14 protein-coding genes are annotated in these 16,207 nt (G+C 62.5%); 8 read left to right on the top strand and 6 right to left on the bottom strand.

What is annotated here, in order from left to right:
- Window positions 1–54 precede the first annotated feature (54 nt).
- The 5 genes from WBR57_RS00665 to glnT form a co-directional block, all read right to left on the bottom strand.
- Window positions 55–1,380: an ammonium transporter gene (locus WBR57_RS00665; protein ID WP_424081189.1), complete on the bottom strand. Its 1,326-nt coding sequence runs from the start codon at window positions 1,378–1,380 to the stop codon at window positions 55–57.
- A gap of 142 nt (window positions 1,381–1,522) precedes the next feature.
- Entirely contained in the window at window positions 1,523–2,845 is a 1,323-nt protein-coding gene (locus WBR57_RS00670; protein ID WP_424081191.1) for an FMN-binding glutamate synthase family protein, read from the bottom strand.
- A 14-nt stretch (window positions 2,846–2,859) separates the two neighbouring features.
- Window positions 2,860–3,534 (bottom strand): protein glxC, encoded by a 675-nt coding sequence (locus tag WBR57_RS00675; protein WP_424081193.1) that lies wholly within the window; start codon window positions 3,532–3,534, stop codon window positions 2,860–2,862.
- Window positions 3,535–3,545: 11 nt separating this feature from the next.
- Window positions 3,546–4,454, bottom strand: a complete 909-nt coding sequence (locus WBR57_RS00680) for a class II glutamine amidotransferase (RefSeq protein WP_424081195.1) — start codon at window positions 4,452–4,454, stop codon at window positions 3,546–3,548.
- A gap of 22 nt (window positions 4,455–4,476) precedes the next feature.
- Window positions 4,477–5,811: a type III glutamate--ammonia ligase gene (gene glnT / locus WBR57_RS00685; protein ID WP_424081197.1), complete on the bottom strand. Its 1,335-nt coding sequence runs from the start codon at window positions 5,809–5,811 to the stop codon at window positions 4,477–4,479.
- A gap of 272 nt (window positions 5,812–6,083) precedes the next feature.
- On the opposite strand from glnT, the gene WBR57_RS00690 reads away from it, so the two are divergent.
- The 7 genes from WBR57_RS00690 (at window position 6,084) to WBR57_RS00720 (ending at window position 13,790) form a co-directional block, all read left to right on the top strand.
- On the top strand, window positions 6,084–6,683 hold the full coding sequence (locus WBR57_RS00690; RefSeq protein ID WP_330216534.1) for a helix-turn-helix domain-containing protein: 600 nt from the start codon (window positions 6,084–6,086) through the stop codon (window positions 6,681–6,683).
- Window positions 6,684–7,024: 341 nt separating this feature from the next.
- A complete protein-coding gene (gene purU, locus WBR57_RS00695; RefSeq protein WP_424081200.1) occupies window positions 7,025–7,891 on the top strand; it encodes a formyltetrahydrofolate deformylase in 867 nt (288 codons plus the stop codon).
- A complete protein-coding gene (gene folD, locus WBR57_RS00700; RefSeq protein ID WP_424081202.1) occupies window positions 7,888–8,793 on the top strand; it encodes a bifunctional methylenetetrahydrofolate dehydrogenase/methenyltetrahydrofolate cyclohydrolase FolD in 906 nt (301 codons plus the stop codon). The genes purU and folD overlap by 4 nt, the downstream gene beginning before the upstream one ends.
- Window positions 8,775–10,016 (top strand): FAD-dependent oxidoreductase, encoded by a 1,242-nt coding sequence (locus WBR57_RS00705; RefSeq protein WP_424081204.1) that lies wholly within the window; start codon window positions 8,775–8,777, stop codon window positions 10,014–10,016. Before folD ends, WBR57_RS00705 begins: the two co-directional genes overlap by 19 nt.
- A gap of 13 nt (window positions 10,017–10,029) precedes the next feature.
- Window positions 10,030–10,329: a sarcosine oxidase subunit delta gene (locus WBR57_RS00710; RefSeq protein ID WP_424081206.1), complete on the top strand. Its 300-nt coding sequence runs from the start codon at window positions 10,030–10,032 to the stop codon at window positions 10,327–10,329.
- Window positions 10,326–13,223, top strand: coding sequence for a 2Fe-2S iron-sulfur cluster-binding protein (locus tag WBR57_RS00715; RefSeq protein WP_424081208.1), 2,898 nt, complete (start codon window positions 10,326–10,328; stop codon window positions 13,221–13,223). The genes WBR57_RS00710 and WBR57_RS00715 overlap by 4 nt, the downstream gene beginning before the upstream one ends.
- Before the next feature lie 3 nt (window positions 13,224–13,226).
- Window positions 13,227–13,790: a sarcosine oxidase subunit gamma gene (locus tag WBR57_RS00720; protein ID WP_424081210.1), complete on the top strand. Its 564-nt coding sequence runs from the start codon at window positions 13,227–13,229 to the stop codon at window positions 13,788–13,790.
- 145 nt (window positions 13,791–13,935) lie between these two features.
- Here WBR57_RS00720 and WBR57_RS00725 read toward each other — a convergent pair whose 3' ends face one another.
- Complete coding sequence (locus tag WBR57_RS00725) at window positions 13,936–15,342, bottom strand: purine-cytosine permease family protein (protein ID WP_424081212.1); 1,407 nt, start codon at window positions 15,340–15,342, stop codon at window positions 13,936–13,938.
- Between the two features lie 308 nt (window positions 15,343–15,650).
- On the opposite strand from WBR57_RS00725, the gene WBR57_RS00730 reads away from it, so the two are divergent.
- Window positions 15,651–16,136: a flavin reductase family protein gene (locus WBR57_RS00730; RefSeq protein ID WP_424081214.1), complete on the top strand. Its 486-nt coding sequence runs from the start codon at window positions 15,651–15,653 to the stop codon at window positions 16,134–16,136.
- Window positions 16,137–16,207 lie beyond the last annotated feature (71 nt).

Here is a 16,207-nt window from a genome sequence, read left to right on the forward strand (position 1 = left end):
TTCGCGAGCAAGCCCGCTCCCACATTATTGACCTGCATTCATGCAATCGGATGATCAGTGGTTGTAGGCCCGCTCATTATGCTCGGCGAGGTCCAACCCCATCTCTTCCACCGATTCATGGGCCCGCAGACCAACCAGGGCATTCACCACCTTGAGAATGACCCAGCTGACCACAAAGCAATACACCGTGGTCAGCAGCACACCCTTGATCTGTGCCACCACCTGGGCGCCCATGCTCACGCCTTCTACCAGGCCGCCCATCGACGGTACGCAGAACACGCCGGTCAACACCGCGCCGATCATGCCGCCGATGCCGTGCAAGCCGAACACGTCGAGGCTGTCGTCGTAGCCGAAGCGGCGCTTCAGCACGGTCACGCTCAAATAGCAGAACACCCCGCACAGCAAGCCGATGGCCAAGGCGCCGCCGACGCCCACATAAGCGCACGCCGGGGTAATGCCGACCAAACCGGCCAGTGCACCGCTGGCCAGGCCCAGGGCGCTCGGCTTGCCGACCTTGAACCATTCGGTGAACATCCAGCCGAGAATCCCGGCGCACGCGCCCAGTTGGGTATTGAGCATGACAATCCCGGACAGGCCGCTGAGCCCGCCCCCGGAGCCGATATTGAAACCGAACCAGCCGACCCAGAGCATCGCCGCGCCGACCATGGTCAGGCTCAGGTTGTGTGCGGGCATCGGCGTGTTCTGGTAGCCCTTGCGCTTGCCGAGGATCAGGCACGCGGCGAGCGCGGCCACACCGGCGTTGATGTGCACGGCGGTGCCGCCGGCAAAATCGAGCACGCCCCAGTTATGCATCAATGCCCCCGAACCGCCCCAGACCATATGCGCCACCGGGGCATACACCAGGGTGAACCACAGGGCCATGAACAAAAGCGCCGCCGAGAACTTCATGCGCTCGGCAAAGGCCCCGGCGATCAGCGCCGGGGTGATGATCGCGAAGGTCATCTGAAAGGTCACGAACACCCCTTCCGGAATATCCCCCACCAGACTCTCGGGGGTCATGCCCGCCAGGAAGGCGCGGCTCAAACCGCCGACGAAGCTGTTGAACGTCACCTGCCCCTCGACCATGCCGGTGGTGTCGACCACCATGCTGTAGCCGTAAATCACCCACAGCACGCCCACCAGGCCGGCGACGCCAAAGCACTGGGTGAACAGCGAGAGCATGTTTTTCGCGCGCACCAGACCGCCGTAGAACAAGGCGAGGCCCGGCAAGCACATGAACAGCACCAGCACCGCGGCGGTGATCATCCAGGCGGTGCTGCCGGTGTTCAAAGTGGGTGCATCGGCGGCCTGCGCCAAGGGCGCGAAGGCACTGGCTGCGAGTAACCCGAAGCGGGATTTGCCGAGAAGACGATTGACCATATCAAAGCTCCTGCGAAAGAAATGGGAAGTGTCTGGCAGTGAGCAAGTGGCACAGCAACGGACCGTTGAGGTCTCTTAAAAGCGTTGATAGGCGCAGAACCCTGCAGGAGCCGGCAAGCCGGCTGCTGCAGGGGGGGGTGTTTCAGTAGCCGGAACCGGGAATCCAGCGGGTGCCCGCCAACGGCACACGGGCCATGGCGGCCGATTCCACCGTCAGCGCCACCAGGTCCTCGGGGTCGAGGTTGTGCAGGTGCGACTTGCCGCAGGCACGCGCCATGGTCTGCGCCTCCAGCACCATCACCCGCAGGTAGTTGGCCAAACGGCGCCCGCCTTCCACCGGGTCGAGGCGCTTGGACAGCTCCGGGTCCTGGGTGGTGATCCCGGCCGGGTCGCGGCCGTTCTGCCAGTCGTCGTAGAAGCCGGCGGCCGAGCCGATTTTTTTCAGTTCCGCGTCCAGCCGTGGGTGGTTATCGCCCAGGGCAATCAGCGCCGCCGTGCCGATGGCGACCGCGTCCGCGCCCATCGCCATGGCCTTGGCCACATCCGCACCGTTGCGAATCCCGCCCGACACGATCAACTGGACCTTGCGGTGCATGCCCATCTCCTGCAAAGCCTGTACCGCTTGCGGGATGGCCGACAGAATTGGGATGCCGACGTGTTCGATAAACACTTCCTGGGTAGCCGCCGTGCCGCCCTGCATGCCGTCGAGCACGATCACATCGGCACCCGCCTTGACCGCCAGCTTCACGTCGTAATATGGACGGCTGGCGCCGATTTTCACGTAGATCGGTTTTTCCCAATCGGTGATTTCGCGCAGCTCGGCAATCTTGATCGCCAAGTCATCCGGGCCGGTCCAGTCCGGGTGGCGGCAGGCGCTGCGCTGGTCCACGCCAATCGGCAAGGTACGCATGCCGGCCACGCGCTCGGTGACTTTCATGCCGAGCAACATGCCGCCACCGCCAGGCTTGGCACCCTGGCCGAGGACGATCTCGATGGCGTCGGCCTTGCGCAAATCATCCGGGTTCATGCCGTAGCGCGACGGCAAGTACTGATACACCAGGTGCTGGGACTGGCCGCGCTCTTCCGGGGTCATGCCGCCGTCACCGGTGGTGGTGCTGGTGCCCGCGATGGTCGCGCCACGGCCGAGGGCCTCCTTGGCGTTGGCCGACAACGCACCGAAACTCATGCCGGCGATGGTCACCGGGATCTTCAAGTGGATCGGCTTCTTGGCGAAGCGGTTGCCGAGGATCACGTCGGTGCCGCATTTCTCGCGATAGCCTTCCAGCGGGTAGCGCGACACGCTGGCGCCGAGCAGCAGCAAGTCATCGAAATGCGGCAGCTTGCGCTTGGTGCCGCCACCGCGAATATCGTAGATACCGGTTTCGGCGGCACGCTGGATTTCCTGGATGGTCAGGCGGTCGAAGGTGGCCGACTCGCGCAGGACCGGAGGGGTTTGTTCAGTCATGGTGGAGCTCCTGATCAGTACGCGGAGGCGTTGTCGACTTTGAAGTTATAGAGCTGGCGCGCCGAACCGTAGCGCTTGAAGTCCGCCGCCTGATGCACAAACCCGGCGCGGTCGAGCAGCTCCTGGAGTTCTTGCAGGTGTTCGCTGCGCATCTCTTTTTCGATGCAGTCCGAGCCCAGTGACTCGACCGTGCCTTTGACGTAGATGTGGGTTTCGTACAGCGAATCGCCCAGCGCATCGCCAGCATCGCCGCACACCACCAGGCGCCCGGCCTGGCCCATGAAGCAGCTCATGTGGCCGATGCTGCCGCCCACGACGATGTCGATGCCCTTCATGGAGATACCGCAGCGCGCGCCCGCGTCGCCTTCAATCACCAGCAAGCCACCATGGGCCGTGGCCCCGGCCGCCTGGGACGCGCTGCCTTTGACGCGCACCGAGCCGGACATCATGTTCTCGGCGCAGCCCACGCCGACATTGCCGTGCACGGTGATCGAAGCCTGTTGGTTCATCCCAGCGCAGTAGTAGCCGGCGTGGCCCTCGATATCGATGGACACCGGCTGGTTCACGCCCACCGCGAGGTTGTGCTTGCCGTTGGAATGGGTGACGCGCCACTCGCTGTCGACGACTTGGGCGTGCAGCGCCTGGTTAAGGTCACGCACGGTGGCGGTGGAAAGGTCGATGGTTTTCATGTGTGCGCTCCTTAAGCTGCTGTCTCGCGTTCCCAGATGTACAACGTGGCCGGTGCCGGCTCCCAGATACGTGCGTTTTCGATGCCCGGCAGGCTCGACAGCGCCTGGTACTCGGAGGCCATGGCGACGTAGTCGTCGGTCTCGGCGAGGATCGCCGGCTTGCACGCGATCGGGTCGCGGATCACCGCAAAGCCGTTGCGCGTGCCGATGGCGAAGGTGAAGAAACCGTCGAGATCCTCCAGGGAATGGTCGAGGGCTTGCTTGAGCGAGTCGCCCTGTTGCAGGCGCCAGGTCAGGTAGCCGGCGGCGACTTCGGTGTCGTTGTCGGTTTCAAAATGGATGCCTTCGCGCTTGAGCTCCTGGCGCAGGCGGAAGTGGTTGGACAGCGAGCCGTTGTGCACCAGGCACAGGTCGGCGCCGGTGGAAAACGGGTGGCTGCCTTCCATGGTCACCGCGCTTTCGGTGGCCATGCGGGTGTGGCCGATGATGTGGCTGCCCTGCATGCTCGCCAGGCCGAAGCGCTGGGAAATCTCCTCGGGCAAGCCCATTCCCTTGAGGATCTCGATGCTCTGCCCGGCGCTCATGATGCGCACGCTCGGCGCCAATTCGGCCAGGGCCAGGCGCACTGGCGCCTCGTCGGCGTGGATCTTCAACACGGCGGCGCTGGCGTTCTGAAACCAGTCCAGCGAGCAGCCCAGGCGCCCTTCCAGTTCGCCCATCAAGGCTTTCCAGTCGAAGGCTTCGGTGGTGGCTTGCAGGGTCAGCTTGACCCAGCCGTCGGCGACTTCATCACCATAGATGGCAAAGCCCGCGCTGTCCGGGCCACGGTCGGTCATGGCCTGCAGCATGGGTTCAAACAGCTTGCCGAGTTGCGGCTCAAGCCGAGGGTTTTTCAGGTACAGGCCTACGATTCCACACATATCCAGTCTCCGTCACACGGTGTCAGAAAAATTCGGTATAGCGCTGGATTTCCCAGTCGCTCACATGGCGGCTGTATTCCACCCATTCCATGCGCTTGAGCTTGATGAACTCGCCGACGATCTGCGGGCCGAGCACCTCGGCGAACAACGCGTCGGCTTCCAGCGCGTCGCAGGCTTCCTTGAGCGACTGCGGCAGGGTCTTGATGCCGCGCTCGGCGATCTGCTCGAGGCTCAGGCTGTAGAGGTTTTCGTTGCAGACGTGGTCGATTTCCAGCTGGCGGTCGATGCCGTCCAGGCCGGCGGCGATGATCGCGGCGCTGACCAGGTACGGGTTGCAGCCGGCATCCGGCAGACGAAATTCCAGGCGCCCGTAAGGCACGCGCACCATGGCCGAGCGGTTGTTGGCGCCAAACGCGATAAAGGCCGGGGCCCAGGTGGCACCCGACAACGAGTTGCCCACCACCAGGCGCTTGTAGGAGTTGACCGTCGGTGCGGCAAACGCACACAGCGCGGGGCCATGGGCGAGCAGGCCGGCTGCGAAGTGATAAGCCAGTTTCGACAGGCCCATGCCGCTCGGGTCACTGGCGTCATGGAACAGGTTTTTGTTCTCGGCGCTGCTGATCGAGAGGTGAAAGTGCATGCCATTGCCGGCGCGTTTCGGGTCGGGCTTGGGCATGAAGGAACAGATCATTCCCAGGTCATTGGCGATCTCGCCGGCCGCCATGCGAAAAAAGGTGAAACGGTCGGCCGAGGTCAGGGCATCGCTGTAGGTGTAGTTGATCTCGAACTGGCCGTTGGCGTCTTCATGGTCGATTTGATAGACCTCGAAATCCACCGCCTGCAAGGCTTCGGTCAGGCGTTCCAGGAACACCCGCGAACGCGACAGGCCTTTGTAGTCGTAGCAAGGCTTGTCGAGGTTGTCGCTGGGGTCGACCAGTTGCAGCGTGCCCTTTTCGTCGCGGCGCATCAGGTTGAATTCGGGTTCGAGGCCGGTGTTCAGCGTCCAGCCTTTGTCTTGCAGGCGCTGCACCTGTTGCTGCAATACGTAGCGGCTGTCGTAGGGATGGGGCTTGCCGTCGACATGGCCGACGCACACCACGCGCCCGTAACCCGGCTGCCAGGGCACCGGGGTCAATGTCGACAGATCGCCACGCGCCATAAAGTCCGGCCCGTGAGGCTCCATGCCCATGCCGCTGATGGCAAATCCGGCAAACCCCGCGCCCTCTTCGGCGACCGTCTTGAGCCCACAGATCGGTACCGATTTGGTCTTGGCCGCACCGTGTATATCCACAAACTGCGCAAGCACGTATTTGATTCCGTGCTTGTCGATGATGCGCTGGGTTTCTGCTGGCAACATTGCGTGTCACTCCTCGCGAAAGGCAAAACCGTGTGGGTGGGCCTAGGCTGTCTTTTTATTCCTAAAAAGAAAGTTAGTTTCCCAATAGGAATGCAATAGCCTTGCCAGATTCGCGAGCGATGCCGTTGGAGGCGCTTTTGTGCTGTATATATGGGAAAATTCTTTTCCCCGCAGGAATACTCGACGTGGGGTGGCCTTCAAGAGCCAGACCTTGCACTTTCCCAGTGCGAAAATAATATTACTGAACGGAAACCGTGCAGGAGCCGATGATCATGTCCACCGAAACCGCCCCGCGCCTCAAGCTCGAGCAATACCTGGGGCTGCAGATCAAACGCCAGCGCCAGGCCCAGGACCTGAAGCTGTCCGACGTGGCAAAGATTGCCGATATCAGCCAGGGCATGTTGAGCAAGATCGAAAACGCCCAGGTGTCCACCAGCCTCGATACGCTGAGCCGTTTGTGTGACGTGCTGGGGCTGCCGCTCTCGAAGTTGTTCAGTGAATATGACCAGCAGGACGGCAGCGCCTTGCTGGTCAAGGCTGACCAAGGGATGGAAGTGGTGCGCCGGGGGACCGAGAAGGGGCATACCTATCACCTGCTCAACCATACGCGCGGGCCGAAGAAGAGCTTCGAGGCGTACATGGTGAGCATGGACGATGCCAGCGAGGAGTTTCCGACCTTTGCCCATCCGGGGACGGAGTTTTTGCATTTGCTGGAGGGGGAGTTGATTTACCGGCATGGGAACCAGTTGTATCGGATGGAGGCTGGGGACAGCTTGACGTTTGAGGGGGAGATTCCCCACGGGCCGGAGCAATTGGTGCAGGTGCCGATTCGGCTGCTGTCGATTATGAATTATGGGGGGGATAAGGAGTGATCGGTGGGAGGGGGCTTGCCCCCGATGAAGGCGTGTCAGTCACCCGATGCATCAACTGACCCAACCTGATCGGGGGCAAGCCCCCTCCCACAGTTTTAAACGCGTACACCAGACACGCTGGCCTGACGCAGGCTTGAATCCGTGGTAGCCCAGGCAAAAAAATTCCCCCCAGTTAAAAAACTTTCCCAAACCCACTAGACGCCCCGCCCCCATTCCCCTATAAAGCACCCACAGGAATATTTTATTCCCAACAAGAAAACGCGCTCACGGAACGAGCCAGCTGTCCTCAGACATTTTTTCGCTATGCGATGAGCTGCCGCCATCATCCCCGAGGACGTGTCATGCAACACGAAAAAAACCACTTCATCATCAAGGTCACCTGCCCCGCGGTGTCCGGCATCGTGGCAGCCGTGACCACCTACCTGGCAGACAACGCCTGCTACATCGGGGAGATGGCGCAATTCGATGACGACTTCAGCGGCCGCTTCTTCATGCGCGCCGTGTTCCGCTTCAACGACGGCCACGAAGGCAATTTGCAACAGATCAAGGACGGTTTCGCCGACGTCGCCCAAGCTTTCGACATGCAGTGGGAACTGCACAACACCCGCGAACCCATGCGCGTGATGCTGATGGTCAGCAAGTTCGACCACTGCCTCACCGACCTGCTCTACCGCTACCACAAAGGCGAGATGGACATGACCATCACCGCCATCGTCTCCAACCACCTCGACCTGCGGCCCATGGCCGAGCGCGAGGGCATTCGCTTTATCTACCTGCCGGTGAGCAAGGACAACAAAGCCGCGCAGGAAGCCGAGCTGATGAAGATCGTCGACGACACCCGCACCGAGCTGGTGGTGCTGGCGCGCTACATGCAGATCCTCTCCGATGACCTGTGTCGGCAACTGTCGGGACGGGCGATCAATATTCACCATTCGTTCCTGCCCGGTTTCAAAGGCGCCAAGCCCTACCACCAGGCCTACCAACGCGGGGTCAAGCTGATCGGCGCCACTGCGCACTACGTCACCAGCGACCTCGACGAGGGGCCGATCATCGAGCAGGAAGTGCAGCGCGTGGACCACGTCTACAAGCCCGACGACCTGGTCGCCATCGGCCGTGACACCGAAACCGTAGCCCTGTCCAAGGCGGTCAAATACCACTTGGAACACCGGGTTTTCCTTAACCAGGACCGCACGGTGGTGTTCCGGTGAATGCGCATAAATGGATCGACGGCAAAGCCGCTGCCGCGCAGGTGCTGCTGCAAGTCCGCGAGGACGTGACGCGTCTGCGTGAACAGGCTATTCAACCGGCCCTGGCGGTGATCCTGGTCGGCGCCGACCCGGCCAGCCAGGTCTACGTGCGCAACAAGATCCTGCGCGCCGATGAGGTGGGGATTCACTCCCTGGAACATCGGTTGCCCAGCGACACCAGCACCGAACAACTGTTGATCCTGATCGGCCAGTTGAACGCCGACCCGGCGGTTAACGGCATCCTCCTGCAATTGCCACTGCCGCCACAGATGGACGAACTGCGCGCCCTGGAGGCCATCGCGCCGGACAAGGACGTGGACGGCTTTCACAGCCAGAACGTCGGCGGCCTCAGCCAGGGCCGCCCGGTGCTCACACCCTGCACGCCCAGCGGCTGCCTGTACCTGCTGGAGCAAACCTGCGGCGACCTGCGCGGCAAACACGCGGTGGTGATCGGCCGCTCGAACATCGTCGGCAAACCCATGGCCGCCCTGCTGCTCAAGGCCGATTGCTCGGTGACCGTATTGCACTCACGCAGCCACAACGCCCAGGCCCTGTGCCGCCAGGCCGATATCGTGATCGCCGCCGTCGGCCGCGCACGCCTGATCGACGCGAGCTGGTTGAAGCCCGGCGCAGTGGTGATCGACGTCGGCATCAACCGCATCGACGACGATGGCCGCAGCCGCCTGGTGGGGGATGTCGACTTCGACAGCGCCCTGCCCCATGTCGCCGCCATCACCCCGGTGCCCGGCGGTGTCGGGCCGATGACCATCGCGTTCCTGATGAAAAACACCGTGACCGCAGCCCTTGCGCAACACCATGCCCTACGCAGCCAATCGGAGGCCGTATGCCATTCAATCTACTGAAATACGGGCTGAGTTCGGAATACCCGGTGGAGGTGGATCTGCCGCCGCCCAAAGCGCTCAAGGCGAGCTACGACGTGGTGATCATCGGCGCCGGCGGCCACGGCCTGGCGACCGCCTATTACCTGGCCAAGTACCACGGCATCAGCAACATTGCGGTGCTGGAAAAGGGCTACCTGGGCGGCGGCAATACCGCGCGCAACACCGCAGTAATCCGCTCCAATTACCTGACCAGCGAGGGCGTCAAGTTTTACGCCGAGTCAGTGAAGATGTTCCAGTCGCTGTCCAACGAATTCGACTTCAACATCATGTACTCCGAACGCGGCCAACTGACCCTGGCGCACACCGACGCCACGGTGCGTTCGTTTCGCCAGCGCGCCGAGGTCAACAAGCACTTCGGCGGGCGTACCGAGATGATCGACCGCCAGCAGATCCGCGAGCTGGTGCCCAGCCTCAACCTCGACCCCGGCCACTTGCCGGTGATCGCCGGGCTCTGGCATATCGACGGCGCCACCGCGCGCCATGACGCCGTGGCCTGGGGTTACGCCAAGCAGGCGGCCAAGCGCGGCGTGGAAATCCACCAGCTCACCGAAGTGCAGGACCTGGTCATTGAGAACGGCACCATCACCGCCGTCAAAACCAATCGCGGCACGATTAAGTGTGGTTGTGCGGTGCAGGCGATTGCCGGGCACAGCTCGTTGCTGATGGCCAAGGCCGGCATCCGTTCGCCGATCCAGACGTTCCCGCTGCAAGCCATGGTCACCCAGCCGTTCAAGCCGTTCCTCGACCCGCTGGTGAGCTCGTCGGCCCTGCACTGCTACGTGCAGCAAACCAGCCGTGGCGAAGTGGTGTTCGGTGGTGGCTCCGACCCCTACCCGCTGTTCAACACGCGCTCGACCCTGGACTTGAAGGAAAGCCTGCTGGCCCACGCCATCGAAATGTTCCCGTTCCTGGCCAACGCCAAGTTGATGCGCCAGTGGGCCGGGATCACCGACATGACGCCGGACTACAGCCCGATCATGGGCCTGTCGCCGGTGAACAATTACTACCTCGACGCCGGCTGGGGCACCTGGGGTTTCAAGGCCACGCCGATTTGCGGCAAGACCATGGCCGAGCTGGTCGCCAGCGGCGGCAAGGTGCCGGCGCTGATCAAGCCGTTCGGCCTCGAACGTTTCTCGACCTTCCAGCAAGTCAATGAAATGGGCGCCACGGCGGCCAGTCACTGATGGAGAGCGGACTATGAAAATCATGATGTGCCCGCTCAACGGGCCGCGCAATATCAGCGAGTTCACCTACGGCGGCGAGTTCAAGCCCATGCCCGACCCGGTCAACTGCAGCGACACCGAATGGGCCGACTACGTGTTCAACACCGACAACCTCGCCGGCGTGGTGCGCGAATGGTGGATGCACACGCCGTCCAGCTATTGGTTCCTCGCCGAACGCCATACCGTCACCGATGAAATCCAGCGCACCTTCGACCCCAAGGAATTGTTCAGCACCCGCGTCGACTTCAACACCGCCAAGGAGATCGCCGGATGAACCGCCTTCCCGCCCCCATGGGCTTGCTGATCCAACGCGACCAAGCCCTCGATTTCAGCTTTGATGGCCACGCCTACCAAGGCTTGCAGGGCGACAGCATCGCCAGTGCGTTGCTCGCCAACGGGCGCTTTTTGATGTCCCGTTCGTTCAAATACCACCGCCCGCGCGGCCCGCTGAGCATGGCCGGCCAGGACGCCAATAGCCTGGTGCAACTGCCCCGCGAACCCAATGTGCTGGCCGATGTTCACGCGCTGACCCACGGCTTGGCGGTGAGCGCGCAGAACGTCAACGGCTCGCTGGACCACGACAAGGACGCCTACCTCGGCAAATTCTCCAAGTTCATGCCGGTGGGTTTCTACTACCGCTCGTTCTACAAGCCCAAGGGCATGTGGAAAGTCTGGGAGCCGATCATTCGCAAAAAGGCCGGCCTGGGTGTACTCGACCTGACATTCCAGCCCGAGTATTACGACAAGGCCTACCTGTTTACCGACCTGGCGGTGATCGGCGCCGGGCCTGCCGGTTTGCAGGCGGCCCTGACCGCCGCGAATGCCGGGGCCAAGGTATTGCTGATCGAGCAACAGCCCATCCTCGGTGGCTCGCTGACTTACGCGCGCTTCGATATCGCCGGCACCCGCGCCGACAGCCTGCGCCACGAACTGCTCGGCGCAGTGCAGCAACACGCGAATATCCAGGTGCTCACCGACGCTACCTGCAACGCCTGGTTTGCCGATAATTACCTGCCGGTGATCCAGGGCAAACGCTTGTACAAAGTGCGCGCGCAGCAGTGCCTGGTGTGCAGCGGTTCATTCGACCAGCCGGTGATTTTCCGCAATAACGATTTGCCAGGCGTGATGCTGACCAGCGCCGCACAACGCCTGATGAAGCTCTACGCGGTCAAGCCGGGCAAACGCGCAGTGGTGCTGACCGGCAACGATGACGGCTACCTCGCCGCCCTCGACCTGCATGACCAGGGCGTGCACGTGGCCGCCGTGATCGACCTGCGCCACGCCCCTGCCGACAAAGCCCTGCCGGGAGCCCTGGCACAACGCAAGATCGCGTGCATCAGCAACAGCACCGTGTTCGAAGCCTTGCATGAAAAAGGCATGCGCCATGTGAGGGGCGTCGACGTGCGCCAGATCACCGGCCAGGGTCAGGTCAGCGACAGCGCACAGGTGATCGACTGCGACCTGCTGTGCATGTCCGGCGGCTACATGCCGGTCTATCAGCTGCTGTGCCAGGCTGGCGGCAAGCTCGCCTATGACGACCAGCGTGCTGCGTTCAGCCTCAGCGGCCTGCCGCGCAACCTGAACGTCGCCGGTTCGGTCAACGGTCAACACCATCTGGACAATGTGCTGGTGGATGCCAACAACGCCGCCGCCGATATCGCGCGCGCCCTCGGCTTGAACGCGACCCTCGCGCAAGTGCCGTTGCGCAGCGAAGCCCAGGTCAACTTCAACTGGCCGATCTTCCCGCACCCCAAGGGCAAGGACTTCGTCGACTTTGACGAAGACCTGCAAGTGGCGGACATCGTCAACGCCACCCGCATCGGCTACCGCGATGTGCAGTTGGTGAAGCGCTACTCCACCGTCGGCATGGGCCCGTCCCAAGGCCGCCATTCGGCGCTGCCGACCGCACGCCTGGTGGCCTGGGCGACCCAGCGCAATATCAGTGAAACGGGCGTGACCACTGCGCGGCCGCCCTTTGTCGCGGAGAAACTCGCGCACGTCGCCGGGCGTGCTTTCGACCCTTACCGGCAAACGCCGATGCACAAGCGCCATGTAGAAGCCGGGGCGAAGATGATGCCTGCGGGCATCTGGCAACGCCCGGCATATTACGGCAAGGCCCAGGACCGCGACGCCTGCATGCAGGCCGAAGCGCTGCACGTGCGCAACAAGGTCGGGCTGATCGACGTGTCGACCCTCGGCGGCCTGGACGTGCGCGGCCCGGATGCGGCCGAATTGCTCAACCGCATGTACACCTTCGCGTTTCTCAAGCAGCCGGTGGGCCGTTCGCGCTATGCGCTGATGACAGACGAACACGGGGTGGTCATCGACGACGGCGTGTGCGCGCGGCTGGCCGACAATCACTTCTACGTCACCGCCACCACCAGCGGCGTCGACCGTATCTATCAGCAGATGCTCAAGTGGAACGCGCAATGGCGCCTGGACGTGGACGTGGCCAACGTCACCGCTGCGATCTGTGCGGTGAACGTGGCCGGGCCGGACTCGCGCAAGGTGCTGGAACAGCTGTGCAGCGACCTCGACCTCAGCGCCGCAGGTTTCCCCTACCTCGGCGTGCGCCAGGGTACGGTGGCCGGGATCAAGGCACGCCTGCTGCGGGTCGGTTTCGTCGGCGAGTTGGGGTATGAAATCCACGTCCCCGCGCGCCACGGCCTGGCGTTGTGGGACGCGTTGATGGCGGCCGGCAAGGCCTTCGACATTCGCCCGTTCGGCGTCGAAACCCAGCGCCTGCTGCGCCTGGAAAAAGGCCACGTGATCATCAGCCAGGACACCGACGGCATGACCCACCCGGCCGAGATCGACATGGGCTGGGCGGTCAGCCGCAACAAGCCCTTTTTCGTCGGACGCCGCTCGGTGGACATTCTCGAAGCCCAGCCGCTGAAGCGCAAACTGGTGGGGTTCACCTTGCCCAAGGGCAGCGTGCAACCGCTGGAAGGCCATCTGGTGCTCAACGGCCCGGACATCAGCGGCAACGTGACCTCGTGCGAATACTCCAGCAGCCTGGGCCAGATTGTCGGCCTGGCCTACGCCGGCATTGGGCAGAGCACGCCGGGGCAGCAGATACCGATTCGCGTCGAAGGCGGCATTGTGGTGCAGGCCCTGGTCGTGCCATTGCCGTTTTTCGACCCCACCAATCAACGCCAGGAGGGTTAAGCCATGACCAGTCTGAAAGCCCACGAATTCACCCCGCAGCCCTGCCACCTGGTGGACCAGACCGACCTGCCCCGGGTCGGCTTTCGCGGCACGCAAAGCGCCGAGTACCTCACGGCGCGCGGCTTCGCTTTGCCCGCCGCGCCCAACCAGGCCACCGCGCAGGTGGACGGCAGTTGGGTGGCGCGCCTGTCGCAGACCGAGTACCTGGTGCTGGGCAGCCCCGAGGATCAGGGGCAGCGCATCGCCGATGAAGAAGCCCGCTGGGAGCTGGACCATCGCGCCAACTACCTGCTGCCGCGCCAGGACAGCCATGCCTGTGTGGTGCTCAGCGGAGCGCTGATTGCGCAGGTGATGGCCAAGCTCTGCGGGGTCGACCTCAGCGCCTCGGCGTTCAAACCGGGCGCGGTGGCGCAGACGTCAGTGGCGCGGGTGAATGCGATTGTCATCCACACGGGCAGCGTGGACGCGCCGGCGTTTCACATCCTGTGGGATCGCGCCTCGAAGGCGTACTTCGAGGGCGCGTTGCGCGATGCGTTGGAGGAGTTTGGTGGGGTTAATGTGCTCTGAGTATGAAGCAACATTGAAGCCGATCCCGATCAAAAATGTGGGAGCGGGCTTGCTCGCGAATACGGTGGGTCAGTCACTGGTGTTATGACTGAAAGACTGCATTCGCGAGCAAGCCCACATCTGGATCGTGCTGCACCCGCCAGGCTCAGTCGGTGTAGCCCAACCGCGCCGACCTGACCTGCTGGGTGCGTTGACGTGTCGCCAGGCAGTAATACAACGGGCACGTCACCACCAACCCTACCAGCCACGACAAATCCGCGCCTTCGACCAGGTTGGCCCACGGCCCCACGTACAGCGACGTATTGGCAAACGGCAGTTGCACGATGATGCCGATGAAGTACGCCACGATTGCATGCAGGTTGAAGCGCCCGTAAACGCCGCCGTCCGCGCAAAAGATCGAGGCAATGTCGTACTCCCCGCGCTTGATCACGTAGAAGTCGATCAGGTTGATCGAGGCCCACGGCACCAGCACCAGCAACAGCGCCAGAATCAGGCCGATGAATTGCGAGATAAAGTCCGCCGACGCACCCAGCGCCACCATGCAGCAACCCGCGAGCACCACGCCGGACAGCATCACGCGCACTTTGATGCTGGGGGTCCACTGGCTGGCGAAGGTCTGGATCGAGGTGATGATCGACAGCACCGCGCCGTACAGATTCAGCGCGTTGTGGCTGATGATATTGAGCAAAAACAGCACCATCAGGATCGGTCCCAGCCAGCCTGTGGCTTGCTTGACCGCGACCATGGCTTCGGTGCCTTCGGGGGTGGCCAGCGCTGCAACCAGGCCAAAGGCGAAGGACAGGATGGTGCCTGATGTGGCCCCCAGGTAAGTCGCGAGGAAGGGCCGCGTAATGCCGATATCCGCCGGCAGGTAGCGCGAATAATCGCTGGTGTAGGGCGAAAAGCTGATCTGCCAGATCACTCCCAGCGACACCGTGGCCAGCCAGCCCGCCGCGTTGAAGCCGCCACGGGTGAGGAAATCAGCCGGCAGCTCATGGGCAAAGATGTAGATAAAACCGGCGAGCAATGCGCTGCCCATCACCCAGGTGCCGATGCGGTTGAGGGTATGGATAAAGCGGTAGCCGATCACGCCGATGGCCGTGGCGCTGAGCGCGCCAATCAGGATGCTCGCCGGTACCGGCACCGACGGCACGATGCCGACGATGGATTTGCCGGCCAGCACGATGTTGGAAATGAAAAAACCGATGTAGATCAGCGCGGCGAAAAACACGATCAGCAGCGCGCCATAACGGCCGAACTGGCCACGGCTCTGCACCATCTGCGGGATGCCCATGCGCGGGCCCTGGGCCGACGCGAGGGCGATCACAATGCCGCCGAGCATATGCCCGAGCGCAATCGCCAGCAGCCCCCACAACAAGTTGAGATGGAACACCTGGGCCACCATCGCGCCCGTGACGATGGGCAACGGCGCAATGTTGGTACTGAACCATAAGGTGAACAGGTCGCGGGCCTTTCCATGGCGCTCTGCGAGGGGGACGTAATCGACCGTGTGATTCTCGATCAACGGGTCTTGCCGGGACATCTGGGGCATGGAAATGAACTCGCGTTTGTCTGATCTTATAGTTGTTTGACGCCAAACCGGGGCGGCTTCGTGGCCGCCCCCAAGTGAACACCATATTATGGTATTCCAACATTTTAACAAGACTGATCCGTAGTCCTGGCACGCGTCTGATCCGGTAGTGTGCCACATGGCCCGTCGCCATTAGCGGTGTTCGGCCCCGTATTTATTGGCTATAAGACCAAAGGTTAACGTTCATCGGGCGCTTGGAAAAATCTGTTGCGTCACTTGTATTACGGTATACCATCAGACCTACAAGTTTATAAAAAGAGGATTGCCCCATGATCGATGCCGCGCTCTACAAACAAGTGATGGGTTCGTTTCCGTCCGGGGTCACGGTGATCACCACCCTGGATGACGACGGGCAAATCGTCGGGCTGACCGCCAGTGCGTTCAGCTCGCTGTCCATGGACCCGGCCCTGGTGCTGTTTTGCCCCAACTACAGCTCCGACTCGTACCCGGTGTTGATCAAGAACAAACGCTTCGCCATCCACGTGCTCTCCGGTGGCCAGCAAACCGAAGCCTATGCGTTTGCGCGCAAAGGCAAGGACAAGGCCCAAGGCATTGAATGGACGCTGAGCGCGCTGGGCAACCCGATCCTGGCGAATGCCACTGCAGTGATCGAGTGCGAGTTGTGGCGCGAATACGAAGGTGGCGACCACGCGATCATGGTCGGCGCGGTGAAAAACCTGATCGTGCCCCAGCAGAACGCCGCGCCCCTGGTGTACTGCAACGGCAAGATGGGCGCATTGCCCACCCCAGCCTAAGCCCCCCATAAAATTATGTGAGAGCGAGCTTGTGTGGGAGCGGGCTTGCTCGCGAATGCGGCGTGTCAGAT

Origin of the sequence: Pseudomonas sp. (assembly GCF_049590575.1) — a bacterium.
Classification (GTDB): Bacteria; Pseudomonadota; Gammaproteobacteria; order Pseudomonadales; family Pseudomonadaceae; genus Aquipseudomonas.